24 protein-coding genes are annotated in these 23,801 nt (G+C 66.3%); 15 read left to right on the plus strand and 9 right to left on the minus strand.

Annotated features, from left to right (window positions below; translation table 11 throughout):
• The 3 genes from K32_RS06840 (at window position 1) to K32_RS06850 (ending at window position 2,574) form a co-directional block, all read left to right on the plus strand.
• The gene (locus tag K32_RS06840; RefSeq protein WP_201403297.1) at window positions 1–219 is read left to right on the plus strand and encodes a hypothetical protein; all 219 of its coding nucleotides are present in this window, start codon (window positions 1–3) and stop codon (window positions 217–219) included.
• Window positions 212–1,891 (plus strand): proton-conducting transporter membrane subunit, encoded by a 1,680-nt coding sequence (locus K32_RS06845; protein WP_201403298.1) that lies wholly within the window; start codon window positions 212–214, stop codon window positions 1,889–1,891. Before K32_RS06840 ends, K32_RS06845 begins: the two co-directional genes overlap by 8 nt.
• Before the next feature lie 269 nt (window positions 1,892–2,160).
• Entirely contained in the window at window positions 2,161–2,574 is a 414-nt protein-coding gene (locus K32_RS06850) for a MucR family transcriptional regulator (protein WP_018184086.1), read from the plus strand.
• A 64-nt stretch (window positions 2,575–2,638) separates the two neighbouring features.
• On the opposite strand, the gene K32_RS24945 is transcribed toward K32_RS06850, so the two are convergent.
• Window positions 2,639–2,980: a hypothetical protein gene (locus K32_RS24945; RefSeq protein WP_244669883.1), complete on the minus strand. Its 342-nt coding sequence runs from the start codon at window positions 2,978–2,980 to the stop codon at window positions 2,639–2,641.
• Window positions 2,981–3,257: 277 nt separating this feature from the next.
• On the opposite strand from K32_RS24945, the gene K32_RS06860 reads away from it, so the two are divergent.
• On the plus strand, window positions 3,258–3,563 hold the full coding sequence (locus K32_RS06860; protein WP_244669884.1) for a helix-turn-helix domain-containing protein: 306 nt from the start codon (window positions 3,258–3,260) through the stop codon (window positions 3,561–3,563).
• Window positions 3,563–4,357 (plus strand): DUF6456 domain-containing protein, encoded by a 795-nt coding sequence (locus K32_RS06865; protein WP_244669966.1) that lies wholly within the window; start codon window positions 3,563–3,565, stop codon window positions 4,355–4,357. Before K32_RS06860 ends, K32_RS06865 begins: the two co-directional genes overlap by 1 nt.
• Here the strand turns inward: K32_RS06865 and K32_RS06870 are convergent, their stop codons facing one another.
• Complete coding sequence (locus K32_RS06870) at window positions 4,358–4,798, minus strand: SufE family protein (protein WP_244669885.1); 441 nt, start codon at window positions 4,796–4,798, stop codon at window positions 4,358–4,360.
• An 80-nt stretch (window positions 4,799–4,878) separates the two neighbouring features.
• Window positions 4,879–5,238, minus strand: a complete 360-nt coding sequence (locus K32_RS06875) for a DUF5330 domain-containing protein (protein ID WP_201403302.1) — start codon at window positions 5,236–5,238, stop codon at window positions 4,879–4,881.
• Window positions 5,239–5,765: 527 nt separating this feature from the next.
• Here K32_RS06875 and K32_RS06880 point away from each other — a divergent pair.
• From K32_RS06880 to K32_RS06890, 3 genes are read left to right on the plus strand one after another with little or no spacing between them, the layout of a single operon-like run.
• Complete coding sequence (locus K32_RS06880) at window positions 5,766–7,526, plus strand: PAS domain-containing protein (protein WP_201403303.1); 1,761 nt, start codon at window positions 5,766–5,768, stop codon at window positions 7,524–7,526.
• The gene (locus K32_RS06885; protein ID WP_201403304.1) at window positions 7,519–8,325 is read left to right on the plus strand and encodes a peptidoglycan-binding protein; all 807 of its coding nucleotides are present in this window, start codon (window positions 7,519–7,521) and stop codon (window positions 8,323–8,325) included. Before K32_RS06880 ends, K32_RS06885 begins: the two co-directional genes overlap by 8 nt.
• 16 nt (window positions 8,326–8,341) lie before the next feature.
• Entirely contained in the window at window positions 8,342–8,683 is a 342-nt protein-coding gene (locus tag K32_RS06890) for a DUF1491 family protein (protein WP_201403305.1), read from the plus strand.
• Window positions 8,684–8,685: 2 nt separating this feature from the next.
• Here the strand turns inward: K32_RS06890 and K32_RS06895 are convergent, their stop codons facing one another.
• The 3 genes from K32_RS06895 to K32_RS06905 all read right to left on the minus strand — a co-directional run bounded on the left by K32_RS06895 (window position 8,686) and on the right by K32_RS06905 (window position 11,721).
• Window positions 8,686–10,137 (minus strand): hypothetical protein, encoded by a 1,452-nt coding sequence (locus K32_RS06895; protein ID WP_201403306.1) that lies wholly within the window; start codon window positions 10,135–10,137, stop codon window positions 8,686–8,688.
• Between the two features lie 421 nt (window positions 10,138–10,558).
• Window positions 10,559–11,149, minus strand: a complete 591-nt coding sequence (locus K32_RS06900) for a DUF1254 domain-containing protein (protein WP_201403307.1) — start codon at window positions 11,147–11,149, stop codon at window positions 10,559–10,561.
• Window positions 11,146–11,721 carry a DUF1214 domain-containing protein gene (locus K32_RS06905; protein WP_201403308.1) on the minus strand — a complete coding sequence of 192 codons (576 nt, stop codon included), beginning with the start codon at window positions 11,719–11,721 and terminating at the stop codon, window positions 11,146–11,148. Before K32_RS06905 ends, K32_RS06900 begins: the two co-directional genes overlap by 4 nt.
• A 260-nt stretch (window positions 11,722–11,981) precedes the next feature.
• On the opposite strand from K32_RS06905, the gene K32_RS06910 reads away from it, so the two are divergent.
• The 3 genes from K32_RS06910 to K32_RS06920 all read left to right on the plus strand — a co-directional run bounded on the left by K32_RS06910 (window position 11,982) and on the right by K32_RS06920 (window position 16,275).
• Window positions 11,982–12,896, plus strand: a complete 915-nt coding sequence (locus K32_RS06910; RefSeq protein WP_201403309.1) for a DMT family transporter — start codon at window positions 11,982–11,984, stop codon at window positions 12,894–12,896.
• Between the two features lie 250 nt (window positions 12,897–13,146).
• Complete coding sequence (locus K32_RS06915; RefSeq protein WP_201403310.1) at window positions 13,147–15,348, plus strand: P-loop NTPase fold protein; 2,202 nt, start codon at window positions 13,147–13,149, stop codon at window positions 15,346–15,348.
• Between the two features lie 279 nt (window positions 15,349–15,627).
• The gene (locus K32_RS06920; RefSeq protein ID WP_201403311.1) at window positions 15,628–16,275 is read left to right on the plus strand and encodes a DUF2161 domain-containing phosphodiesterase; all 648 of its coding nucleotides are present in this window, start codon (window positions 15,628–15,630) and stop codon (window positions 16,273–16,275) included.
• Between the two features lie 20 nt (window positions 16,276–16,295).
• On the opposite strand, the gene K32_RS06925 is transcribed toward K32_RS06920, so the two are convergent.
• Window positions 16,296–17,018 carry a DJ-1/PfpI family protein gene (locus K32_RS06925; protein ID WP_201403312.1) on the minus strand — a complete coding sequence of 241 codons (723 nt, stop codon included), beginning with the start codon at window positions 17,016–17,018 and terminating at the stop codon, window positions 16,296–16,298.
• 229 nt (window positions 17,019–17,247) lie between these two features.
• Here K32_RS06925 and K32_RS06930 point away from each other — a divergent pair, with 229 nt between their 5' ends.
• From K32_RS06930 to K32_RS06940, 3 genes are all read left to right on the plus strand, one after another.
• Window positions 17,248–17,691, plus strand: a complete 444-nt coding sequence (locus tag K32_RS06930) for a cyclic nucleotide-binding/CBS domain-containing protein (RefSeq protein WP_201403313.1) — start codon at window positions 17,248–17,250, stop codon at window positions 17,689–17,691.
• A gap of 247 nt (window positions 17,692–17,938) precedes the next feature.
• Entirely contained in the window at window positions 17,939–19,411 is a 1,473-nt protein-coding gene (locus K32_RS06935) for a DUF1254 domain-containing protein (RefSeq protein WP_244669886.1), read from the plus strand.
• 14 nt (window positions 19,412–19,425) lie between these two features.
• Window positions 19,426–20,838 carry a DUF1254 domain-containing protein gene (locus tag K32_RS06940; RefSeq protein WP_201403314.1) on the plus strand — a complete coding sequence of 471 codons (1,413 nt, stop codon included), beginning with the start codon at window positions 19,426–19,428 and terminating at the stop codon, window positions 20,836–20,838.
• A gap of 88 nt (window positions 20,839–20,926) precedes the next feature.
• Here the strand turns inward: K32_RS06940 and K32_RS06945 are convergent, their stop codons facing one another.
• The gene (locus K32_RS06945) at window positions 20,927–21,808 is read right to left on the minus strand and encodes a LysR family transcriptional regulator (RefSeq protein ID WP_201403315.1); all 882 of its coding nucleotides are present in this window, start codon (window positions 21,806–21,808) and stop codon (window positions 20,927–20,929) included.
• Between the two features lie 109 nt (window positions 21,809–21,917).
• On the opposite strand from K32_RS06945, the gene K32_RS06950 reads away from it, so the two are divergent.
• Window positions 21,918–22,373: a PACE efflux transporter gene (locus K32_RS06950; RefSeq protein WP_201403316.1), complete on the plus strand. Its 456-nt coding sequence runs from the start codon at window positions 21,918–21,920 to the stop codon at window positions 22,371–22,373.
• 217 nt (window positions 22,374–22,590) lie between these two features.
• Here K32_RS06950 and K32_RS06955 read toward each other — a convergent pair whose 3' ends face one another.
• Window positions 22,591–23,721 (minus strand): serine hydrolase, encoded by a 1,131-nt coding sequence (locus tag K32_RS06955; RefSeq protein ID WP_201403317.1) that lies wholly within the window; start codon window positions 23,719–23,721, stop codon window positions 22,591–22,593.
• Window positions 23,722–23,801: the final 80 nt, after the last annotated feature.

A 23,801-nucleotide genomic window follows, 5' to 3' on the forward strand; every position in this document is an offset into this window, starting at 1 on the left:
ATGGAGCACACGCGTCGCCGGATTTTGATCGGTCTTTTGCTTCTCCTCGCGCTGCTGGTCGGCGCGGATTTCTTCGTCGAGCACCACGCCAGTTTCTGGATTGAGGGCACGCCGGGCTTCGCCTCCTGGTTCGGGCTCTCGAGCGCCGCGGCGGCCGTCGCCGTCGCCTGGGGCTGGGGGAAGCTGATGCGCCGACCGGGGGAGCGGGCGGATGACTGAGACCTTCGGCCCCCTGTCGCCGGCGCTTGTCCTCATCCTTGCCGGGGTGCTGTTGCCGCTCTTCAAGGGCCGGCTGCGCGACGCCATCTTTCTGGCCGCGCCGCTCGCCGCGCTGGCGCTCGTCTGGCTGCTGCCGCTCGGGCCGGGGCTGGTCGTCGACTGGCTCGGACTTCCTCTCATGCCGCTCGCGCCCGACCGGATGGCGCGCATCTTCGGCACCGCCTTCGGCATCGCCGCCGTCGCCGGCGCGCTCTATGGCGTCACGCAGCCAAACGTCGCCGAGAAGTCCGCGGCGTTAGTCTATGCCGGCGCCGCGCAGGGCATCGCCTTCGCCGGCGATCTGGTCACGCTGTTCGTCTTCTGGGAAATCATGGCGATCGGCTCGACGCTGGTGATCTGGTCGAACGGCAACGCGCGCGCCGGCCTGCGCTACGCGCTGATCCATGTTCTCGGCGGCGTGCTGCTCTTCGCCGGCATCACAGCCGAAATCGCGACATCCGGCAGTGTCGCCCTGCAGGCGATCCGCGCCGACGATCTCGGCCGCTGGCTGATGCTCGCCGGCATCCTCGTCAATGCCGGCGCGCCGCCGCTCTCGGCCTGGGTCGCCGACGCCTACCCGAAGGCGTCATGGTCGGGCACCGTCTTCCTGTCGGCCTTCACCACCAAGGCGGCCGTCCTGGTGCTGATCCGCCTGTTTCCCGGCGAGCCGGCGCTCGTCTGGTTCGGCCTCGCCATGGCGGTCTACGGCCTCGTCTATGCCCTGCTCGAGGACGATATCCGCGAGCTGCTCTCCTATTCGATCGTCGGGCAGGTCGGCTTCATGCTGGTCGCGATCGGCATCGGCTCGGAGCTGGCGCTCGCCGCCGCCGCGCTGCATGCCTTCGCGCACATCCTCTACAAGGCGCTGCTGATGATGGCGGCGGGCGCCATCCTGCGCGCCACCGGCGAGACGCGGCTCTCCGTGCTCGGCGGCCTTGCCCGCGCCATGCCGCTGACATCAGCTGCCCTGCTGGTCGGCGCGTTCTCGCTCTCCGCCGTGCCGCTCACGGCCGGATTTGTCAGCAAGTCCGCGATCCTGGCCGCGCTCGCCGAAGGGCAGGCGGGATGGCTCTGGTTCGCGCTGACGGCGATCTCTGCCGGCTCGCTCCTTTATGTTGGGCTCAAATTGCCGTGGTTCGCGCTGTTCCGGCCGGGCAAGCCGCGCGAGGTGGCGGCGACCGCGTGGTCGATGAAGGCGGCGATGGCGCTTCTCGGCGGCAGCATCCTCGCGATCGGCTGTTTCCCCTCGGCGCTCGCTGGTCTCGTCCCGGAGATCGCCGATGTAGCTGTTATGACGCCGGACCATATCCTGTTCCAGCTGCAACTCTTAATCGCCGCAAGTTGCATATTTGTCGGCTTGTTTCCGTTACTTCAGCCCAAAGCCGGATTTACGCTGGATGTCGACTGGTTCTGGCGGGAACTGCCGCGAAAGGCCGCGGTAGTCTGGGGCCTTGCCTTCCGGCCGCTGCAAGGCAAGGCCGCTGACCTGCGCGGCATTCTGCACGGGAGCTGGAGGGAAGTCTCAATTCGGGCCGTCGCGCAATTGTCCGGCGCCGCCAACTGGCGGACGGGACGAATCGCCTTCTGGGCGACGGCACTGCTCGCGACATATGTGTTGATCGCGGCATTGTGAATGGGTTTCCGCCGCTCAATGTGAACACGAGAAGATTGACCGAGACGAATCGTCGCGAGCACAAAGATGTGCCGCGGCCTATCGTTGCCGCGACTTAGTGCTTGTCTTTAAGCAACATGACTTATATAGGTGCGACGAAGTAACGGAATTAGCGCGCCGATAGGCACGGTCGCCCCCTGGATTTGTCCGGCGCTGGCGCTTTCGAAGCTGCAAGCTTTCAATTTCTTCGTTACAGAATTGCGATGACACAACCGAAGTTAGGGTAGACCATGATTGAAAAAACGGCAGGAAGCGACCTCATAGATCTGACGGCTGATATCGTCTCCGCTTATGTCAGCAACAATTCGGTGTCGGCCAACGACCTCCCGGGACTGATCACTGAAGTCTATCAGGCGCTGAACCGTACCCATGGCGGCGTGGTCGAGCCCGAGCCCGAGCCCTTGAAGCCCGCTGTGAACCCGAAGAAGTCGGTGTTCCCGGATTTCATCGTTTGCCTCGAGGACGGCAAGAAGTTCAAGTCGCTGAAGCGCCACCTGCGCACGCACTATGACCTTTCGCCGGAAGAATACCGCGAGAAGTGGGGCCTGCCGGCAGACTATCCGATGGTTGCTCCGAGCTACGCGGCTGCGCGTTCCGAGCTCGCCAAGAAGATGGGCCTCGGCCAGCAGCGCAAGCGCCGCTAATCGATCCGCCAGTATAGTTTTTCGAGAAGGGCCCGGCATCGCCGGGCCCTTCTTGTTTTCCGCGTCAGGATCGGTGGACCGCCGTCGACAGCAGCAGGCGCTCGGCCTCATAGGCCTGGCGAAGCGCGATGTGGCGGTTGATGTCATAGGTCCAGTGTCCGGCGCGGCCGCGCATCCGCTCGGCCCGAAGCGCCCGCGCCAGCCTAGCGACGATCCGGCGTCGCATCGCCTCGCCGTTATCGGCCATCTCCTCCGGCATCATTGGCAGCAGGGGAGGCAGGGAGGTCTGCCGTCGATAGGCTGCGACACCGGCAGCGACGACCGCGCCGACCGCATGTTTCGCCCGGTCCTTGACCGGGATCGGCTTGGAGGAAGTGCCGCGAGGGCGGCGCGATGGGTCGATCATGTCGGGCTCCGTTGTTGCGGAACCCATTGTCGGGCCGTGGCGATGCGCGGGGATTGGCACCGGCTCTGTCCCCGCATAGCTGCCGGATCCGCCGGGCGGCTCGTTGGAGCCCGAAAAGAATCTATCCCCGCGCTTGCGGCCCCGGCCTAAGCTGTCATAGGATTATTTTCCTATATCGCCGAAACAAGCGGGAGGGAGCGGAATGGACGCACGATCGGACCAGGCACCGGACCGGGAGATCCGGCGGCGACAGCGGGAGCAGGAGGGCACAAAGCGAATGCTCGTCTCCCTTGTCGGCTCCGCTCTCGATGTCGAGGCAAGCGACCTCTGCGCGACGGGGCGTGGCACGGCGCAGGCCGCCTATGCCCGCCAGGTCGCGCTCTATCTCGCCCATACGACGCTCGGCCTCACCTATACCGAAGCCGGCCGGCTGTTCGGCCGGGATCGGACGACGGCCGCGCATGCCTGCCGCCGGATCGAGGAAGATCGCGACCAGGCGCGGGTCGATCAGTTGGTCGATTGCCTCGAACGGGCGGCGAGCCGCTCCATCGGCCGCCTGTCCTCGGCCGGAGGGCGTTCGTGATGGCGGCGCGCGCGGCGTTGAAGCTGGCGCGGCGGCTCGCGACCGCCGGCGCGCGGATCGAGCGGGCGGCGGACGGCTATGTCCTGGCCTCGCCGCTGTCGGCGCGCCGGACAGGGGTCGACGCCGCCGATGTCAAGGCGCTGCTGGCGGATGGCGCCCTCGCGGCGGACGGATCGGACGGATTGGTGCTCTCCGCCGCCGGGCGGGTGATGGTGCGCCGGTCGCTCGCCGGCGGCGAGGATTTCTCTAGCCAGCATCAGGCGCGCGAAACGCAGACGATCGAGCGGGATGGCGGCCGGCACAGCGTGACGGTCGACGTTAGCGAAAGCCCGCTCGCCTGGCTGCGCAGCCGCAAGGGGCGCGACGGCAAGCCGCTGATCGACGATGCGGCTTTCCAGGCCGGGGAGAGGCTGCGCGCCGATTTCACCCGGGGGCAACTCATGCCGCGCGTGACCTCGAACTGGTCGGCGGCGGTGGCGAGCGGCCGGCGCGGCGGCGCGGGCGGCATGGCGGAACTGACGGAGGCGGCGCTTTCAGCCCGCATGCGCCTCGAGCGGGCGCTTACGGCGGTAGGGCCGGAGTTCTCCGGCGTGCTGATCGATTTCTGCTGCTTCCTCAAGGGGATCGAGGATATCGAGACGGCGCGCGGCTGGCCGAAGCGCTCGGCAAAGCTGGTTCTGCTGCTGGCGCTCTCGGCGCTCGCCCGTCACTACGGCCTCGCCGCGATGGCGCGGGGAGGCGAGGGCGGAATGCGGCACTGGGGAAGCGAGGACTTCCGGCCGACGATCGGCTGATCAGCCGGCGGCCGCCGCTCCCGCCTCGGTCTTGATGCGGTTCACCATCGAGCGCAGCCCGTTCGAGCGCTGCGCCGTCAGATGCTCGCGAAGGCCGATCTTCTCGAACACGGCCTCGGCGTCGGTCTCGACGATCTCGGCTGCAGGGCGACCGGAAAACAGGGCGATGACGATGGCGACGAGACCGCGCACGATCAGCGCATCGCTGTCGCCCTTGAAGTCCAGATGCGGGCCATCGGCTTCCTGCCGGACGTTCTTCTCGAGCCAGACCTGGCTGGCGCAGCCCTGCACCTTGTTGGCGTCGTTATGCGCTTCCGGCGCCAGCGGCGCGAGGCCGCGGCCGAGCTCGATCAGATAGCGATAGCGATCGTCCCAATCGTCGAGAAAGGCGAAATCGTCGAGAATCCGGTCGATGGGGGCGAGCGTGGCGGTGATGTTCATGGTCTCTCGCATATAGCGTCTCGCGGACCGCTATGAAACCGCCAGGGCGAAAGAATGACGCTGTTGTCGCGCGGTTCCGGTCAGGCGTTGCGGTCGTGCGCCTTCGGAGCATGCCACTGCGGCGCCATGTCGGCGGGCGTCAGTGTGCCGTCCTTCGCGACGCCCGGCAGGGTCGGCATGGCGAGCTTGCCGTCGACCGCATTGTAGAGGAGGCCGACGCCATAGCGGGCCTTGGCGCCGAAGGCGGCGAGCGCCGCGCCGCCGCTGCTGCAGACATCGGGCTGGCGCTCGCACATGCCGGCGAGGTCGGAGACGGCGCCCTGTGCCGCGACGAGGGCGTCGATCGCGCCGACGCGGGGCGCGTCGGTGCCGCTGTTCGGGTCGCCCGGGATCAGCAGAACGACGACCGAAAACCAGAATGCTGCCCGGATGAGAAACATGGAACCAGCCCTTCCGACTGTGCCTGAAACGCGGGACGGTCACGGTTTCTCCGTGCACCTGTCGCCACCTTAGCGGGAGCGGCTATAGGCCAGGTTGAGATGCAACGCCGAATTTGAGCAATGGCGTTGGCATATTGCTAACCATGAGCAACTTGCGCGGGAGGGGCGGCGCCTAAGCTATGCGGCAATTCTCGACTTTGTTCATCGCGAGCATCTTTCCGGCAGGACCGTCGTCTCCGCCCTACCGATTCGGTCTTAGGCCGAGGTCGGCCACGAGGTGGCTCCATTCCGCCGCGATCCCGCAACGAGGGCCAGCCAGCCAGCAATTGTCACGCCGGCGCGAGCGTTTCTGCGCCAAAGGGCCGGCTCGGAGCGTGACGTTGGCGCTCCGGGCCGCCCTTTGTGTCCGCCCCCTTAGGGTTCCTTTAAGCGCCGGCTGCCATGATGCCCTCATTGCCGGATGGTCAGGCGCGGAGGTTCCGCGACAGGGCCGAAAGGCCGGAACGAGCGTCACCGGTGTGTTGCGTATGACGGTTTCCTTCGAGCCCTTGCGGCGCGTTATCGATGGACTTGTGCATGGTTCGGCCAGCGAGGATTCGCTGGTCGCGAGCCGGCACAGGGCCTTCATCGCCGCCCATCTTGCCGTCGGGCTCGGCGTGCTCCTGCTGTTCCCGATCTGGCTGGCGCTTTCCGGCGCCCCGTCGTTTGGCTCGGCCGTCGCCTTCGCCTTCCTCGCCGCGCCGCTGCCGATCGCGGCCTTCCTGTCGCGCACCGGCCGCTATGAGGCCGCGCATCTCCTGTCGGCGCTGGCGCTGGCCGGGCTCGTCGTCCTCGGCGGCGCGCTGACCGGCGGGCTTCAGTCGCCCGCGCTCATCCTTCTCGCCATCGTCCCGGCGGAAGCCGCGCTTTCCGGCGCGCGCCGCATCACGCTCGCTTCGATCGGCATGGCGGCGGTCGCGCTCGCCGCGCTGGCGACGGCGTCGCTGGCCGGATGGCTTCCGTCCGAAAGCGGGGCTTCTGCCGGCTTCGTGCCGATTCTCATCATCGCCGCGCTGCTCTATGGCGCCGGGCTGGCGCTGCGGATCGAGCAGGTCTATCGCGAGGCGGATCTTGCCGCGCGGGACGGCGAGGCGCGCTACCGGATGCTGGCGGAGAACGGCACCGATCTCATCACCCGTCACAACAGCGTCGGTGCGCTCGAATATGCGTCGCCCGCCGCGCGGACCATGCTCGGCTGCTCCGCCGCCGATCTCGCCGGGCACGGCCTGTTCGATCGCGTTCATGTCGCCGATCGGCCGGCCTATCTGCACGCGATCTCCGAAACGGACCGCACCGGCGAGCCGCGCACGCTGGAGTTCCGCCTGCGCCGGGCCGATACGGCCTCCGATTTCCTCTGGGTCGACATGCGCTGCCGCCCCGTGATCGATCCCGCGACCGGCGTCCGTACGATCGTCGCGGTGATGCGCGACATCACGGAAGCGCGGACGCAGCAGACCGAGATCGTCGCCGCGCGCTCCTCGGCCGCCGAGGCCAACCAGTCGCAGATCCAGTTCCTCGCCCATGTCAGCCATGAGTTGCGCACGCCGCTCAACGCGATCATCGGCTTCTCGGAAATGCTGGAGCGCGAGCTGTTCGGCAAGTTCGAGATGGCCCGCCATCGCGACTATATCCGGCTGATCCATTCCTCCGGCGAACACCTGCTGCAGGTCGTCAACAGCGTGCTCGACATGTCCAAGATCGAGGCCGGCAAGTTCGAGGTCGTGGCAGCGCCGTTCCCGGTTGCGCCGCTGGTCGATTGCGTGCTCGACATCATGTCGCAACAGATCACGGGCCGCGGGCTCAAGCTCGTTCGCCGTATTGATCGCGACCTGCCGGACGTCGTCGCCGACCGGCGCGCCTGCCGTCAGATCCTGCTCAACCTGCTGTCGAACGCGGCGAAATTCACCGAGGCCGGCGGCACGGTGTCCGTCACGGCGCGGCTGGAGAGCGGCGATCTCGTGCTCGAAGTCGCCGACACCGGCGTCGGCATCGCCGCCAGCGACCTGCCGCGCATCGGCACGCCCTTCGTCCAGGCGGACGCCCGCCACGAGCGCCGCGCCGAGGGAACCGGACTGGGCATTTCGGTGGTGAAGGGGCTGGTCGAGCTGCAGGGCGGTACGTTCACGCTCGCAAGCGAGGCGGGCCGCGGCACCACGGCGACCGTGCGTCTCCCCCTTCGCAACCACCGACCCGCCCTTGTCGGTGGGGCCGGGCCTGTCCTCGAGGAGAGGGAGCGCCGGCGTGCGTGAGGCCCCGACCCGGCGCAAGCGGCCGGCCGCCCGCTCCAGGAAGCCCGTCAAGGACAGCGAGGGGCTGCTCAGCCGCTTGGCCGACAAGGTGATCGAGAACCCGCTTCAGTCAGGCGGGCTTGTGGTCATCCTGATCGTCGGTTCCGTGATCGTCTCCAACGCCGCGTTCCTGCAGACGAAGCGCCATCCAGATCCGCTCTTCGTGACGCGGGGCGGGGCCGCGCAAGGTCAATCCGATACGGCGTCGGCCGATGGGGAGCCGGCCTCCGTGCCGCTGCCGAAGAGCCGGACGCAGGTGGCGCTGCCGCACACGCAGCCGCAGCCGACCCCCGTCTCCACCAGCACGGTGGCATCCGCAACGCCCAGCAACCTGATCGCGGATACGCAGCAGGCTCTGGCTGCCGCCAAGCTCTATACCGGCGCCGTCGACGGCGTCATGGGCCCGCAGACCAAGGCGGCGATCTCCGCCTTCGAGAAGAAGATCGGCCTGATCCCGACCGGCCAGCCGAGCGCCCGGCTGCTCGGCCAGATCCGCAAGGGCCAGCCGCGCGCCGAGGTTGCCGAACCGGCCTCCACCGGTTCGATCGAGGATCCCGCGACGCGTGCTCGGATCAAGAAGGTGCAGGTCGCCTTGAACCAGATCGGCTACGGGCCGGTTGATGTCGATGGGCGGGGCGGCGGCAAGACGGCGAATGCCATTCGCCGTTTCGAGCTCGACAACGGCCTGCCGATGACCGGAGCCGCGGGAGACGCGGTGATCGCCAAGCTGGTCCTGATCGGCGCGATGGGCACGCTTTGACAGCCAGGAGGCGTCGATGCGCCTGACATCCGGCCTCTGGGTCGCGGCCTATGTGCGGCGCGCTTTCGTCGAGGGTGCGTTCGCGGCGGTCGTGCGGCGCGGCTCCGAGGAGGCGGGCGCCATCTTCGTCGTCGTCGACTGGCTCGACGGTACGGTCGATCTCTACGGGCCGGCCCCGCAGACGGCCTTTGACGACAGCAAGCCGACTGACCGGCTGTTTTCCCATATCGGCAAGCGGATCGATCGACTGGCCCTGCAGGCGCGGATCGCGTCCGAGATGCGGTTCGATCCGGACGTCTGGGTGGTCGAGATCGAGGACCGCGCCGGCCGCGCTTTCCTCGACATCGCCTTAGGCTGAATTCAGCCCATCGTACCCGTCAGAACCGGTTTCGCCTGATCCGGCTTGGCATGGTCTGCCGCGTGTCCGGTCGCGGGCTGGCGCGTTTCCTTGCGCGGCGCATCGGCGAAATGGGGCTGGTGCGACGGGCTGGCAGCCGTGCCGTCGTTCCGCCACTCGGCAACCAGGCGATCGGCAACCGGCTTCTCCAGGCCACCGAGCAGGCCGGTGAGCCGGAAGAACGTCTCGACCGCCGAACTGATCACCGGATTGGCGAGCAGCAGCACCTGCTGCGCCTCGGCATCGGTGAGGCCGATCGCCCTGAGGAGCACCACCAGCGCTTCGCCCGAGGGATCATCGAGCAGCGCGGTGACCCGGTCGACGTCGAGCCGGAGACCCTCAGCCAGCGTCCGGATCAGCGCGTCGCGCTGGCGCTGGCGGGCGAGCAGGCTGAGCCGTGCCCGGCTCATCGCCGCGCGGAAGGCATGGTCGATTTCCATTGGCGTCAGCCGGGAGGGCTGGATCGGCGCTCCCGAGATCGAGGCGAGCCGCGCCAGGCGGCCGGCGCGGTCGAGGCCGAGAAACGCATCGGTCGCATGCGGCGCGGCAACGGGGGCGGGCGCGACAGGCTCGGCCGCTTCGGTCGTTGCGGTCGGGGCCGGCGCGGTCGGTTCCGGGGCCTTGGCCGCTGCGACGGGAGCGGCCGCCGGGGTCGGCTTCTTGGCTTTCTCCGGCTGGGCGGCAGGCTGCTTCTGGGCGCGCGCGAGCGATTCGAACGTCCGGCGCGACAGGCCCTCGGGCACCGGTGTCTCGGTCGCGATCGCCGTCAGCTCGGCGCTGAGGCTCGCGGTGAGGACCCGCGCGGCGGCGAGCGCCGACAGGGGGGACTTTTCGGGCGCGATCTGATTCGCGGGCTCGACCGGCGCTACCTCGGGTTTCGAGACGGCGGGGACAGCGGGCTCTTCCGGCGCGGGAGCGACTGCCGCGACCGCGGGCAGGGGCTCCGGAGCGACCGGTGGCGGCGGGATCTCGTAGGCGAGCGGCGCGTCCTCGGCCGCCTCGGGCAACAGCGCGATCGTCTCCGCGTCGCCGGTGAGGCGGAGCGCCTGCACGATGTCGGGGGCGAGGTCGTCGCGCGCCGCGATCATGCGGAAATGCGCCGGCCCGGTCGCCGCCAGGATCGCCAGGAGATCGAAGGAGGAGAGCTCGGCATGGCGCAGCACCGGCGAGGCGATCTCGACCAAGTCCTTGCCCAGCATGCGTAAAATCGCGCCCGGCGCATCCGGGTGGCGGGCCAGCCGCTCCGCCACGAAGGCGCGGTCGGCCGGCGTCACCTTGGTCAGGAAATGCGCGGTCAGTTCTTCGAAGCGGCGAATTTCCGCCTGGTCGTGCGCCTTGTCGAGCACGAACAGTTCCGTCGTTGCGCGGAGCAACGCGGCATCGCGGCTTTGCTGGCTCGATACGGCCATGGCCATGAGACCATCCGAAAAATACGAGGGATGCATGATGACGCGTTACCCGAAGTGCCGTCGACGCGATCGCAAATTCCGGTGGCAAGCCCCGATCGCCAAGCCCGTGCCGATTGTGCCCGGAAGTCGTTAGCGTTCCGTTAACCTTGCCGGTCCGTAAATGGTGCTATTGTGCTTGAGAGAGTGTCCGCCAGGCAGTCGGGGCGTCGATCCGGCCGAACGGACCTCGAAGGAGGTCACATGGGCACCATACTGACCTACACGGCAGCCCGGCGCAGACGCGCGCGGTCGGAGCTCCCGAAAGAGGGGACCTGCCAGATCATCATCTTCTCGGGCGTCCGCATCGATCGGTCGCGGCCGGAGCGGCCGGTGCCACCGCCATCAACGACGGCCGCGCAACGACCGACGCCGGGTCGCGGCGCCTGAGCTAGTTCTTCTCGTCGGGAGCGACGGGGGCGGGGGCGTCGGCCGAGGGCAGCTCGGCGGAGCAGTTCGCCGCGCGCAGCATCGTCTCCGCCTTGCCCAGCAGCGTCGGATCCGCGACGAAGCTGCGGATCAGCGCGAAGCCGCGGGTGATCGGCACCTGGATCACGATCGACTGGTCGAGCGCGGCGATGGGGTTCTCGCGCAATTGCGCCATCTGCACCGGCGTCGCGATGACGAGGTCGATGTCAGCCCGCTCGGCCGAGCGGTCGTTCAGGCTGTAGACATTGCTGCCGCGCCGATTGAACACCGCGATCGACCAGAAATCGTCCGGCATCGCCGCCTTGATGCGGATCGGCCCGTTCTCGAGCGAGAAGCGGCAGGCGGCATAGGCCATTTCCGGATCGAGATAGGGCAGCGGCTCCGTCCCCGGCTCCGACATCGGCAACAGATGGAACGCGCCGTCCCGCCCGAACCGGCCGAGCGAGGTCCAGGCGTCGCGATTGGCGAAGTCAGGCAAAAGCAGGATGGCGGCGATATGGATGATGCCGCCGAGAAGCAGCCCGCCGAGGACGTAGAGGAGGAGGCGGATCATGTGCAGCCGACCCTCTCGATCGCCGGCAGCACGATGTCGCCGATCGCGGCACCCCCGGAAAGCGGCGTGTCGTAGAGGCGGAGGATCAGCCGGATGCGCTCGCCGGTCGTGACCGGCAGCCAGTTGCCCGGCTGCGGCTTCGGCGCCACCGCGATCTCGAAGCTGCCGTCCTCGCGCCGCAGGATTTCCCGTGAGTGGAAGGCCGTCCGCCGGGCCGGGTTTTCCATCAGGTGGCCGTCCTCGTCATAGACGGTGAGCGTCCAGAGCCGCGCCGGCGGCGTCTGGCCGGAGACGCGGTAGCGGCAGCCGCCCGTGAGGCGCTGGCCGGACGAATCCACCTCGGCGCTGAAGGCGAGGCCCTCGCCGCCGCCGAGCGGCACCTCGCCGGAGCGCGCCAGCATCGCCTCGGTATAGGGATCGGCGTTCGGGCTGCCGGAATCCGGCCACGCCGTCCACGCCCCGCGCGTCACCGCGCCGAACAGCCGGTCGCGGTCGAGCACCAGGAACGCCGAGCCGAGGCCGACGACAATGGCGATCGCGATGGCGACGGCGAGATGGATCAGGAATCGCAAGGGCGGCCTCGAAATGGAGCGCGGCGACGATAACGCGGCCGGACGATGGACGATAGCGCGCTCGTTGCAAAGCGATGCCGCACCCGGCGCCCCCCGCGCGAAATACGACGGCAGGAAACGGGTTGCCAGATGCAACGCGGACGGGCAGTGGTTCTGCACCACAGCAGGGAGCGGCCGTTTCGATGACCACAGGCCAGACCGAGTTACACCAGACCCCGATCGGTCAGACCCCGATACGCCAGACCCAGATTCGTCAAACCATGACGGGCGCCGACTGGTCGCTGCTGGTCCTGCTCGCCGCACTCTGGGGCGGCTCGTTCTTCTTCATCGCCATCGCAGGCCGGGAGCTGCCGCCCTTCACCATCGTGTCGCTTCGGGTCGGCATCGCGGCGTTGATTCTCGTGGCGCTGCTCCGCCTGAGCGGCCGGCCGCTCCCCGCCGGCTGGCGGGTCTGGCGCGTGCTGTTCGGCATGGGCCTCATCAACAACGTCATCCCGTTCTCGCTGATCGTCTGGGGCCAGACCCAGATCCCGAGCGGGCTCGCCGCCGTGTTGAACGCGACGACGCCGTTCTGGACGGCGCTGATCGTCAATTTCCTGACCGTTGACGAGAAGCTGACGGCGACCAAGGTGACGGGGATCGCGATCGGCGTTCTCGGCGTCGCCGTGCTGATCGGCCCCTCCGTCTTCCTGAACCTCGGCGGTGACGGCCTCGGCGCGCTGGCGATCCTGGCGGCGACGCTCGCCTACGGCTTTTCCGGCGCGCTCGGCCGCCAGCTGCCCCGCCTCGGCGTCGCGCCCATGACGGCAGCGACCGGCCAGATGATCGCCGCGACGACGATGATGATCCCGCTCGCCGTGCTGTTCGATCACCCCTGGCAGCTGCCGGCCCCGAGCTGGCAGGTTTGGGCAGCGATCCTCGGCCTCGCCGCCTTCTCGACGGCGCTCGGCTACATCCTGTTCTTCCGCCTGCTGGCCCGTACGGGCGCGACCAACACCTCGCTGGTAACCCTCCTCGTCCCCGTCTCGGCCATCCTGCTCGGCACGCTCGTCCTCGGCGAACACCTCGAACCCAAGCACTTTGCAGGCATGGCCCTCATCGCGCTGGGCCTCGTCGCGATCGACGGCAGGGTCTGGCGGTGGGTGAGGGGGAGAGGGGCTGCGGAGGCGGAGTGAGGGGAAAACGGAAGGTGGTTCGTAGGCGCGAAACGACAGAAATTTGATGTATCGCTAGAATATATCGGAAAATGCACTCTGGCCCTTGATGTCAGCGATGGGGTGTCGTCCATAGATGGGTTGGTCCGATGATACAATGTTTTAGAGTGGTTCAGAGGAAAGTGGCATTCAAGGCGGGGTTTGCCTAAGTGTATTGCCTAATTGTTGCTTGAGCTAAGCATTATATATTTTACGTAGTGGGGGCCGCGCGTTGAAGGGGGACGAATATAAGTTAGGTGACGACCAGCCGAAAAGGAACGTTGCGGACGATCGCCTCGGCTACGCGCCATTCGCGAAGCGCTTGGCGAACGTTATCATCAATATGAATGTGCCTAACGGTTACGTCATTGGGCTTCACGGAAGTTGGGGAGCCGGAAAAACGACGGTCGTCAACTTCATCCTTGAGCACATTAAGGAGCACAACGAGGAGGCGGTCGAGTCAACGAAGATCGAGCACATCGATTTTCGGCCATGGATTGTCTCAGGTCATCAAGACCTTATAGCTGCCTTCTTCAAGCTATTGTCTGAGCACTTGAAGCCCAGGGAAGGCACGATCAAGAAAATTTACAACAGGGCGCTACGCGCGACAGCAGGAGGCGCGGACGATTTGGTCCACGCGGCGGCTACGATGGCTCTTGCTATCGATCCAAGTGGTGGAGCGATTTCGGGCCTCGTGGGCAACGCCGGGAAGAAGGCCCTGAAGTCTGTCTTTGGCAAGTTCCTCGATACACCCAGCCTTCAGACGGCCTACGAGAATTTGAGAGGGCAGCTTAGCAATAGTAATCGTTGCTTGCTCGTTACGATCGACGATATCGATCGTCTCGAAGACGGTGAGATCAGGTCGATCATGCAGATGGTGAAGACCATCGGTCGTCTGCCCAATGTCACTTACCTGCTTGTCTACGACCGCGAAATCGTGTGGCGGGCGCTCGACGGAGGCATTGATCGTGTTGGGCCGCGGTTCGCTGAAAAGATCGTGCAGCAGGAGCTCCATCTACCTTTGCCTGGGAAGAACAGCCTCCTGACCATGCTCGGCGATGAGATCGCGTCCATTACCGCAGACGGGGAGACTTCGCCCAGGTGGCAGTATATCGTGCGGGACGGTGTTCATCGCTGGATTAATTATCCGCGAGACGTGCTGCGCTTATCGAACGCACTGAAATTCGCCTGGCCCGCATTGAGGGGCGAATTCGACTCTCAAGATCTCGTAGCTATTGAGGGCCTCCGCCTGTTCGATCCAGTTGCGTTCGACTGGGTCCGACGCAACCGCGACTTCCTCTTCAATGAGGGTCGTTATCTCATGGGTGCAGACGATGACCGGAAGGCTAACATCAAGGCATTGAAGGCCTCATTGCCGCCGGCGACAGTGGATCCCGTTATCGAACTTCTCGCTGTGCTGTTTCCTGATCACGTGAAGTGGTTCGAAGGGGAACGTTACGTCATCCGGGAAAGCCACTTCGCGTCGCAAGCCCGTCGAGGCCTGATGAGCGAGGCGGGCTATGACGCCTACTTCGCACTTCATCCCAGCGCGGATGCGGTGCCCAAGGCGACGATCGATGCAGTGTTCGACAATCTTAACGATGAGATGAAGCTCACGAATTCATTGCGGACATATATCGGCAAGAACAACAGTCGCGGTCGAGCGATGATCGGGCTCTTCCTCGATGAGCTGAGGATGCGTTTTTCGGTCCAACCAAAACCCCAACCCACACAGGGACTGCTGAACGCACTGCTGTCGATTGGCGATGAGGTTTTCGCCATGCCTTGGCGTGGTGAGATGTTTACTTTGGAGCCGGGTAGCTATCTTCGCATCCTCCTGCGGGACCTCCTTGAGGTATGGGGCGAAGAGGAGGCCGGGAAACACCTTATTGCCGCCTACCAGCAGTCGGGCTCCCCGTTCGTGCTTGCCGATCTCTTTGTTGATCGAGCTCGCGAACTCGGTGTCTTCCCAAGCGATGATCCCGGTCGCGCTGTCATCAGTCAGAAGGACTTCGAGAGGCTCGGTGTCATCTTAATGCCGAAGATCAAAGCTGCAGCTGATGATGGTTCGCTGGGCGATCTACCCTTCTACTGGAAGGCCGTGCTGTCATGGAATCATCTGGGTGATCCTGCAGCCTTGCAGGAATGGCTGAGAAAGGGCATTGAGGCGGACGGGAGGTTTACTGCCAAGGTTGTCAGGGGTCTGGTCAGTCAGAGTTCATCGGGTGACGGCATTCACTATATATATCGAAGAGATGCTGACCAATACGTCTATGATCGCGATGTAATATATAACAATGCGAAGCGGCATCTCAGCGAATCCAATGAGCTTACTGATGACGAGCGGGCGCTGCTGAGAGCTCTGGTTGATGGTGTCGACAGGATGCAAGCCGGTAATTCGGGAGATCGCTTAGGGGATGCCGAAGATGAGTAAGGACTTCGTACTTCGTCACTTGTCGGTCCATGAGGGTGATCGGAGATTCGAAGGTTTTGTCCGCGCGGCGGGCGTTGAAGGGTGACACCACATTCGATTGGGAGGTGGATCGCTTGCGCGACTTTCGGCCTGCCAACTCGACTGGGATGCAAGCCGCTGAGTCGACCACTGACATGAACACCGCCTGCGGCTACGGCGCGGCCTTGGCACACGCCCCGTGCACCTTCCCCCAGACTCAGCTAAATCCCTCCCGTACACACCGGGATCCGAAACAGATCAATGGCCGAGACTGACCTTTATCTTCCCCTGAAGGCCTTCATGGAGGGCGCCGGCTATGTCGTGAAGGGCGAGGTCAATGGCTGTGACCTGGTCGGCGTCCGGGAGGGCGAGCCGCCCATCCTCGTCGTCTGCGAGATGAAGCTCGCCTTCAACCTCGAGCTGGTCCTGCAGGGCGTCAACCGGGCCACGATCTCGGACGAGGTCTGGCTCGCGGCGCGCGCCTCGAAGGGGAAGGGGCGCGAGCATGACGCGCGGTTCCGCAATCTGTGCCGGCGTCTCGGCTTCGGGCTGATCGCCGTCTCTGCCTCCGGCACGGTCGACGTCATCATTGCGCCCTTCGCGCAAGCGCCGCGCCGCGATCCCAAGCGGCGCTCGCGGCTGCTCGACGAGCACAAGCGCCGGGTCGGCGATCCCCAGATCGGCGGCGGTCGCGGCAAGCCGATCATGACCGCCTACCGGCAGGACTGCATCCTGTGCGCGACGTCGCTGCTTTCCGGGCCGCAAAGCCCGAAGCAGCTGAAGACGCTGGTCGAGCGGGCGCCGACCATCCTGCGCAGCAATGTCTATGGCTGGTTTGTCCGCGAGAGCCGGGGAATCTACGGGCTGACGGAGCTCGGCAGGGCTGCCGTGCTGCCACAGCCGGACTGATTTTCCCCCGCGCGCCGGCCCTAGCCGGATGCCGGCGATGACCGGCTTTCCAGCGCCCGCCTTATGTCCGCATGGGCCGTTTCGTTGCGGCTCCGCATGAGGGCGATCGCCGCCTCGGACGCCTTGTCGGGATGGCCGGCGTCGAAGGGCGGCGCGGGGTCGTATTCGAGCGCGAGCTGGATCGCCTTTGCCACCTCCGGCCCCGCCAGCTCGGTGACGATCGCGAGGGCGAAGTCGATGCCCGAGGTGACGCCGCCCGCGGTGAAGAGATTGCCGTCGCGCACGACGCGCGCCTTCTCATGCCGGGCGCCGACGAGGGGCAGGAGGTCGACATAGGCCCAGTGCGTCGTGGCGCGGCGCCCCGCGAGCAACCCGGCCGCGCCGAGCAGGAAGGTGCCCATGCAGACGGAGGTGACATATTTCGCGCGCGCGCCCTCGCGGCGGATGAAGTCGATCGTCTCGGCGTCGGCGAGCGCCTCGACGATGCCGGGGCCACCGGGCAGGCAGATCAGGTCGAGCGGGGGAGAGCCCTCGAAGGTGCAGCTCGGCAGGATGGCGAGGCCGCGGTCGCTCGCAACCGGCTGCATCGTCTTCGCGATGACATGGGTCTTCGATGGCGGGAACGGGCTTTCGACGGCGAGCGAGGGCGGCGTTGCAAGCCGGCTCAGGACTTCGAACGGGCCGGTGAAGTCGAGTTGCGTGAGGCCGGGGAAGATCACGAAACCGATGTTGAAATCCGACATCCCGCAACCTCCTCCGGATGTCACGACATCGCCATGCGCCGCGAGATCGTCGCGCCTGATGACGATGTCCGCAACGGGGCGAAACCTGTCCGCCGGCCTTGTCCAGGCGCGGAGCAGGGCCGATGTGGCCGGTTCCAGCAGGCCTTCCGGCGTCGCCTTCCCAAGCGTAATCTAGGTCGGCTGCCGCGTCCCGATCGGGCGGACGGCGGCCAGCGAAGGGAGGCGGATCTTGGCATTCGTCGAAGAGCTGAAGGACAGCGCGCGCGACCGGCTCGTTTCGGTGCCGGAGGATGCGCCGCTCGTCGAGGCGGCGCGCCGGCTGCACGCCGGAACCGACATCGTCGTCGTCTGCGCGCCGTCCGGCACGCTCGCCGGAATCCTGACCAAGACCGACCTCGTCGGCTTCTTCGTCGCGGCGACGCGGCTGGACGAGCCGGTGCGCGAGGCGCTGGTGGCGCGGTCGCAGGTCGTCACCTGCCGCCTCGACGACGAGCTGCACGCCGTCTGGCGGCTCATGCAGTCGCGCGATCTGAAGAACATTCCGATCGTCGACCAGGCCGACCGCCCGATCGGCATCCTCAACGCCCGCGACGCCCTCAACGCCCTGCTGCTCGACACCGAGATCGAGGAAAGGCTGCTCCGGGATTACGTGATGGGGCTGGGGTATCGGTAGGGGGCGGCTGACCTTCCGCAGCTGCCGATCGGGCGTGTCGATCGTATCGCAGGCATAAATCGGCTGCCTTATGGCAATTTCGGCAGTTGCCTGTGGCGCCTTCCTGTGCTGAGTTTCCGTTACGGAAGTATTTTCCGCGCCGCGACCGTGGCTGTTCGATGCGGCCATCGGGTTTTTCACGCGAGACGAGACAACGGATCTAGGCTCCCTTTGCTGGAGGCAAATGATGAATCGTCGCGAGTTTTTCGTGCCGACTGCCGCAGGATTTGTCGCGAGCGCCTTTGGCGCGTCCGTTCTCACGGTCGCCAGCGGCGCGCCGGTTCGGGCGCAGGCGGGCGAGGAGCCGCTGGGCGGGCAACCGCCAGTCGGTTCGGCGCCGTCGGTCAGGGACTTCGATTACCAGATCAAATATCATCGCGCCTTCGAGGCAGTGCTTTGGAACATGCCGGCGATCGCGATCTATTCGTTCCGGCGGTCGGCATTCGACGATCTGGGCGCCAAAGACAACGACATCATCGCCTATTCGGCGCCGGCGACGCCGAAGCTCGAGGCGCTGACGGCGAACAGCACCACGCCCTACATCACCGCCTTCACCGATCTGCGGAAGGGGCCGGCGGTGGTGGAGGTGCCGGCGGCCGGTCCGGACGGCAGCCTCTACGGCCAGGTCGTCGACGCCTGGCAGTTCACGATCGCCGATGTTGGTCCCGCCGGCCTGGATCAGGGCAAGGGTGGCAGGTTTCTCTTCACGCCGCCCGGCTATTCCGAGCCGATCCCGGACGGCTACATCCACGTCGCCTCGCCGAATTACCGCATCGCCCTGGCCTTCCGCTCGGTGCCGGCGGCCGGCAAGTCGGTCGCGGACGCCTATGCCTATGCCAAGCGGCTGCGCGTCTATTTCCTCTCGGAAGCCGCCAACCCGCCCCGGCAGCGCTTCATCGATCCGATCGACCAACGCTACGCCACGCTGCCGTTCTACGACGAACGACATTTCGAGGACATGCACGCGATCCTGACCGTCGAGCCCGTTAAGGAGCAGGACAAGGTCATGATGGGCATGTTGGTGTCGCTCGGCATCGAGAAGGGCAAGCCGTTCGCGCCCGACGAAACCACCAGGCGGGCGATGCGGCAGGCGGCGATCGATGCCTGGTTCTTCCTGCAGGGCTGGTTCGACGAGGTTCTGGCGCGGCGGGTCTACTGGCCCGACCGCCACTATGTCTCGCTGCTGCAGGCCGACCGGAATCGAAGCTTCACTTTCACTTATGACGATCGCATCGACCTGATCGAGCGCGCTGCCGAGTATTTCTGGTGCACCTATATGCCCAGGACGCTCAGCGATGACCCGGCCACCCAGTATCTCATCGCCATGGCCGACAGGAACGGCCAGAGGCTGGAGGCCGGAAAGCTCTACAAGCTCGACGTGCCGGCCAATATGCCGGTCCGGCAATTCTGGGCGCTCACCGTCTACGACCGCGCGACCTTCTCCTTCATCTACAGCGAGAACAATCGGACGACGCTGTCCTCCTATGATCTCGACGGGATGAAGAAGAACGCCGATGGCGGCGTGACGATCTATGTGGGCCCGAAGGCTCCCGCGGGCCTCGAGGCGAACTGGATACCGACCTCCGGCAAGCGGCCGATGCCGACGATGCGGTTCTACGGGGGCACCGAGGCCCTCAACCGCAAGACCTTCGTCCTGCCCGATTTTGAAGAAGTTGCCTGAACCAGGAGGTTCCGATGAAAGCCGCTTCCATTCTCGTCGCCGCCCTTTCGGTGCTTTGCCTCACCCAGGGCGCACCGGCGGCCGAGACGTTCGAAGACAAGCTCGTGTCGACGCCGACCTCGCCGGAGGTGATGGCAAAAGGCCAGGAAATCGACGGATATCAGCTCGCCGTCTCCGCCTATGCCTGGGGGTATCCGCTTGTCCGAATGGAGCGGGTCGTCCGGCAATATACCGATGTGCCATCGCCGAAGCCCGCCACCAGCTATCGCGCGCCGCTGAACCAGATCGGCTGGGCGTCCGAACTCGCGACGCCCGACGCGAAGGACATGCCGACCGCCAACAACGACACCTACTACATGAGCGCGGTGGTCAAGCTGGACCGTCCCTACATCCTGTCGGTTCCGGACACGCAGGATCGCTACTATGTCGTGAACATCTTCAACATGTGGCAGGAGCTGGAGCACTATATCGGCCGGCGCACGACCGGCACGGCGGCGGCGCGCTACGCGATCGTACCTCCGGGCTGGAAGGGGGATCTCCCCGCCGACGTGAAACGCCTCGACGTGACGACGGATAAGGTGTGGCTATGGGGCCGGCTCCGGATCGCGCAGGGCGAGCCCGTGGCTCCGGTGCTGGCGTTGCAGAAGCAGTTCCGGCTCGAGCCCCTGGGCGGAGTGGCGTCGAACGACGAGGCGGCCGCGCTGGAACCGCTTCCCTCCATCGCGGGGGAGTCCCTCGGCTTCTTCAAGCATCTCGCGGCGGCCTTGAAGGACAACCAGGTCAAGCCGGTCGACCAGGCCCTGTTCGCGCAGTTCGCGAGGATCGGCCTGACGGAGAACGGCTTTGATCCGTCGAAACTATCCGAGTCGACGCGCAAGGGCCTTCAGCGCGGACTGGAGGATGCCCCGGACGTTGTCGTTTCGTCGCTTGCGAGCACGGCGGTCAACCGCAATGGGTGGACCTGGGCCACGGGCCTCGACAGCTTCGGCTTCAACTATCCCCTGCGCGCCATGGTGGCGGGCTCCTATCTCGGCGGGAACGGCGAGAAAGAGGCGATGTACCCGCTTCGCTCAACGGATTCGGACGGCAATCTGCTGAGCGGCGCCAATCGGTACGTCATCAAGTTCGACCGCGAGCCGCCGGTCAACGCCTTCTGGTCCCTCACCATGTACGACGATGCCGACAAGATGCTCGTGGCGAACCCGATCGCGCGATACAAGGTCGGCACGGACACGCAAGGCCTTGTCAAGGCGGCCGACGGGTCGATCACGATCCCGGTCCAGGCCGACAAGCCGGACGGCGACGCCGCCGCCAACTGGCTGCCCGCGCCGAAGGGCAATTTCTACGTCATTCTGCGCCTGTATCAGCCGAGCGACGAGATCCTGAACGGATCCTATCCGCTGCCGCAGATGCGGAAGGTGCCATAGGGCGGGGATCCCCGTCGATTGCGGGATCAGCGCGGCGATCGATCCAACGGCTTCGGCTACGGATCGCGTCGCTGCCGCCCGCCTCCCTTCACCCGCGCTTCAGCATCTCCAGCAGTTCCTGGCCTGCCATGCCGAGCGGGTTCTGCTTCATCCAGCGCAGGTGCAGCGGCAGTTTCAGGCCGTTGGCGACGTTGGAGAAGGGCAGGATGCGGACGCTGCCTTCGCGCGCGAGCGGCGTCGCCACCGAGAGCGGCAGGTTGGCCCAGCCGAGGCCGACCTTCACCATGTTGACCGCCGTGGCGAGGCTGTCGGTGCGCCAGTAGGAGCCGGCGATCAGCTGGCGGAAATCCGAGATCGGATGCTCGGTGCTGGCGATCAGGATCTGCCGGTGGTGGAACAGATCGTCGAGCTTCAACGTCTCGACGTCGACGAGCTCCGAGCCGTGCCGGGTCGAGACGACGGCGACCAGCGTCTCCGTGCCGATGAAGTGAAAATCCTCCTTCCGGCTCGTCTCCAGCCCGCCATAGGCGATGCAGAGATCGATCCGGCCGGTGCGCAGGCGCTCGACTACGTCGTCCTGCGGCGCGGTGGTGATCTCGATCGCGAGCAGGGGATGGCGGGCCGAGACATCCGAGATCGTGTGCATCAGCCGCGCATTGTCGATGTCGGCGGCGATCCCGATGGCGAGCCGGGTCTCCAGCCCGTCCGATAGCTCGGTCGCGTGGGCGGCGAGTTGCTCGAGCTGCTCGGCGATGACGCGGGCATGCGGCACCAGCGCCAGCGCCGCCGGCGTCGGGCGGACCTGCCGCGCCTCGCGCACGAACAGCGCGTAGCCGAGCTCGGCCTCCAGATTGGCAATCGCCATGCTCACCGCCGAGGGGACGCGATGCAGCACGCGCGCCGCGGCGGAGAACGAGCCCTGGTCGATCACCGCCAGGAAGAGCTCGATGCTGTCGCTCGAAAAGATCATACCCTGACCTATCAGCTGAACTGATGGCTGGCAACTTTTCCTGTCTGCGCCGTTGCTGGTAGACGACCGCCATACATCGGCCGTCCGGCCGTTCTCAAGAGGTGATTTGGTGCAAGGCGTTCTTCGCAGGGTGGTCTACGTTTCGGTGTTCGAGATTTCCGGGACCCTCATCTCGGCCTTCATGCTGGCCTATCTTTCCGGTTCCACGGCGTCGCACACGGGTCCGCTGGCGATCATGATTTCGACCACCGCGGTGACGGTCAATCTGATCTACAACTGGCTGTTCGAGCGCTGGGAATCGACGCAGGCCGCCCGTTCCCGCTCGCTGGCGCGGCGGATCCTGCATGCCGTCGGCTTCCAGGCGACGCTGGTGATGTTCCTGATCCCGCTGATCGCCTGGTGGATGCAGATCTCGCTCCTCGAGGCGCTGCTGCTCGACGCCGTGCTGATCGTGTTCTTCCCCGTCTACATGTTCGTCTTCAACTGGGCCTTCGACGGGATCTTCGGCCTGCCGGATTCGGTGACCAAGGGCCGTGTCGGGGACGAGGCGGAAGCCGCCGCATGAGCATGGCGCCTGCTGCATAGGACAGCGGTCCGGTGCGTCCTTCGAGGCGCGCCCTATCGGTCGCTCCTCAGGATGTTGAGGGTTTTGACTTTGCCGAAATCGGCATTCCGAATCTCAACATGCTGAGGAGGCCTGAAGGGCCGTCTCGAAGCACGCACCTTGAAGCCGCCACAGGTCGTTGCGACGGGGTCGTCGTGACGGATGACCAGGCCGGTCTTCAGCCGTAGACGGCAGCGCGGATGGCGTCGGGGTAGGGGCCGTTGACGCCGGCGACGGCGGTGTTCGAGAACGAGACGACCGAAAGCTTGCGCACGGGGTCGACGAACCAGGAATGGCCGTAGACGCCGCCCCATTGCCAGGTGCCGGGCGAGAACGGCGAGGCGTTGGCGGCGGGATCATAGGTGATCGACCAGCCGAGGCTGAAGCCGCGACCGGGAACCGTCGTGTCGAAGGCGCCGATCGCGTTCGTCGCAAGCAGCTTCAGGCTTTCGGTGGAGAGGATCGGCGCGCCGCCGCGCCGCATCGCCTCCAGGAAGGCGAGGATATCGCCGGCCGTACCGAACATGCCGGCGCCGCCGGACGGGAACGAGGCGGGATCGAAATTGCGGTCGGGCGCGAAAGTGAGCGTGCCGGCCTTGCCCGCGACGGGCTGGTGCGCCGCCATCGGCGTCGGGCGCGGGTCGCCATCGGCATAGGCCGTGGCGAGCCGGGCGCGATCGGTCGGCAGGAAGGCCGTGTCGGCGAGGCCGAGCGGCACGGTAACGCGCCGGGCGATGATCTCGGGCAGGCCGAGGCCGGTCGCCTTTTCCAGCACCGCGCCGAGCACGTCGATGCCGACCGAATAGGCCCAGGACGATCCCGGCGCGAAGGCGAGCGGCTGCGCCGCGATCTTCGCCAGGTTCTCCGCCATGCCGCGCCCCGGCTGGTCCAACCCTTCCGAGATGCCGGCCGACTTGTCATAGCCGTAGATCAGTCCGCTCGTGTGGGTGAGCAGGTGACGAAGGGTGATGACGGGTTCGCTGCCATCGGCGAGCTTCGGGCGGAAATCCGGCAGGAAGCGCGTCACCGGATCGTCGAGGCCGAGAACGCCGGCTTCGGCCAGCGACAGGGCGGCGGCGGCGACGAGCGGCTTGGTGACCGAGGCGAGGCGGAAGATCGTGTCCTCGGCGGTGCGGCGCCCGGCCTCGCGATCGGCATAGCCGGCGGTGCGCCGGTAGACGGTCTCGCCTTCCTCCGCCACCAGCACCACGGCGCCGACGATCACCTCGTTGCGGATCGCCTCGTCGATGACGGCGTCGAGCCGGGCGGCGCGCTTGTCGCGGCTGGCGGAGGGAGGGGCGTCGGTCATCGGGTACTCCGGGCAAGAAGCGGGGAGACAGAATGAATCAGGTCCCGCGTCACATGCAACCCTCAGCCGAAGCCTGATTG

Origin of the sequence: Kaistia sp. 32K, assembly GCF_016629525.1 — a bacterium.
GTDB lineage: Bacteria > Pseudomonadota > Alphaproteobacteria > Rhizobiales > Kaistiaceae > Kaistia.

Excerpts from the sequence above, each read along its gene's own strand:
- K32_RS06875 (WP_201403302.1), bottom strand. The coding sequence starts at position 5,238 with ATGTTTCTCATCCGGGCAGCATTCTGGTTTTCGGTCGTCGTTCTGCTG.
- K32_RS24945 (WP_244669883.1), bottom strand. The coding sequence starts at position 2,980 with ATGATCGACCCATCGCGCCGCCCTCGCGGCACTTCCTCCAAGCCGATC.
- K32_RS06845 (WP_201403298.1), top strand. The coding sequence starts at position 212 with ATGACTGAGACCTTCGGCCCCCTGTCGCCGGCGCTTGTCCTCATCCTT.
- K32_RS06850 (WP_018184086.1), top strand. The coding sequence starts at position 2,161 with ATGATTGAAAAAACGGCAGGAAGCGACCTCATAGATCTGACGGCTGAT.
- K32_RS06940 (WP_201403314.1), top strand. The coding sequence starts at position 19,426 with ATGAAAGCCGCTTCCATTCTCGTCGCCGCCCTTTCGGTGCTTTGCCTC.
- K32_RS06880 (WP_201403303.1), top strand. The coding sequence starts at position 5,766 with ATGACGGTTTCCTTCGAGCCCTTGCGGCGCGTTATCGATGGACTTGTG.
- K32_RS06890 (WP_201403305.1), top strand. The coding sequence starts at position 8,342 with ATGCGCCTGACATCCGGCCTCTGGGTCGCGGCCTATGTGCGGCGCGCT.
- K32_RS06895 (WP_201403306.1), bottom strand. The coding sequence starts at position 10,137 with ATGGCCATGGCCGTATCGAGCCAGCAAAGCCGCGATGCCGCGTTGCTC.
- K32_RS06840 (WP_201403297.1), top strand. The coding sequence starts at position 1 with ATGGAGCACACGCGTCGCCGGATTTTGATCGGTCTTTTGCTTCTCCTC.
- K32_RS06900 (WP_201403307.1), bottom strand. The coding sequence starts at position 11,149 with ATGATCCGCCTCCTCCTCTACGTCCTCGGCGGGCTGCTTCTCGGCGGC.
- K32_RS06865 (WP_244669966.1), top strand. The coding sequence starts at position 3,563 with ATGGCGGCGCGCGCGGCGTTGAAGCTGGCGCGGCGGCTCGCGACCGCC.
- K32_RS06910 (WP_201403309.1), top strand. The coding sequence starts at position 11,982 with ATGACGGGCGCCGACTGGTCGCTGCTGGTCCTGCTCGCCGCACTCTGG.
- K32_RS06920 (WP_201403311.1), top strand. The coding sequence starts at position 15,628 with ATGGCCGAGACTGACCTTTATCTTCCCCTGAAGGCCTTCATGGAGGGC.
- K32_RS06870 (WP_244669885.1), bottom strand. The coding sequence starts at position 4,798 with ATGAACATCACCGCCACGCTCGCCCCCATCGACCGGATTCTCGACGAT.
- K32_RS06860 (WP_244669884.1), top strand. The coding sequence starts at position 3,258 with ATGCTCGTCTCCCTTGTCGGCTCCGCTCTCGATGTCGAGGCAAGCGAC.
- K32_RS06925 (WP_201403312.1), bottom strand. The coding sequence starts at position 17,018 with ATGTCGGATTTCAACATCGGTTTCGTGATCTTCCCCGGCCTCACGCAA.
- K32_RS06945 (WP_201403315.1), bottom strand. The coding sequence starts at position 21,808 with ATGATCTTTTCGAGCGACAGCATCGAGCTCTTCCTGGCGGTGATCGAC.
- K32_RS06955 (WP_201403317.1), bottom strand. The coding sequence starts at position 23,721 with ATGACCGACGCCCCTCCCTCCGCCAGCCGCGACAAGCGCGCCGCCCGG.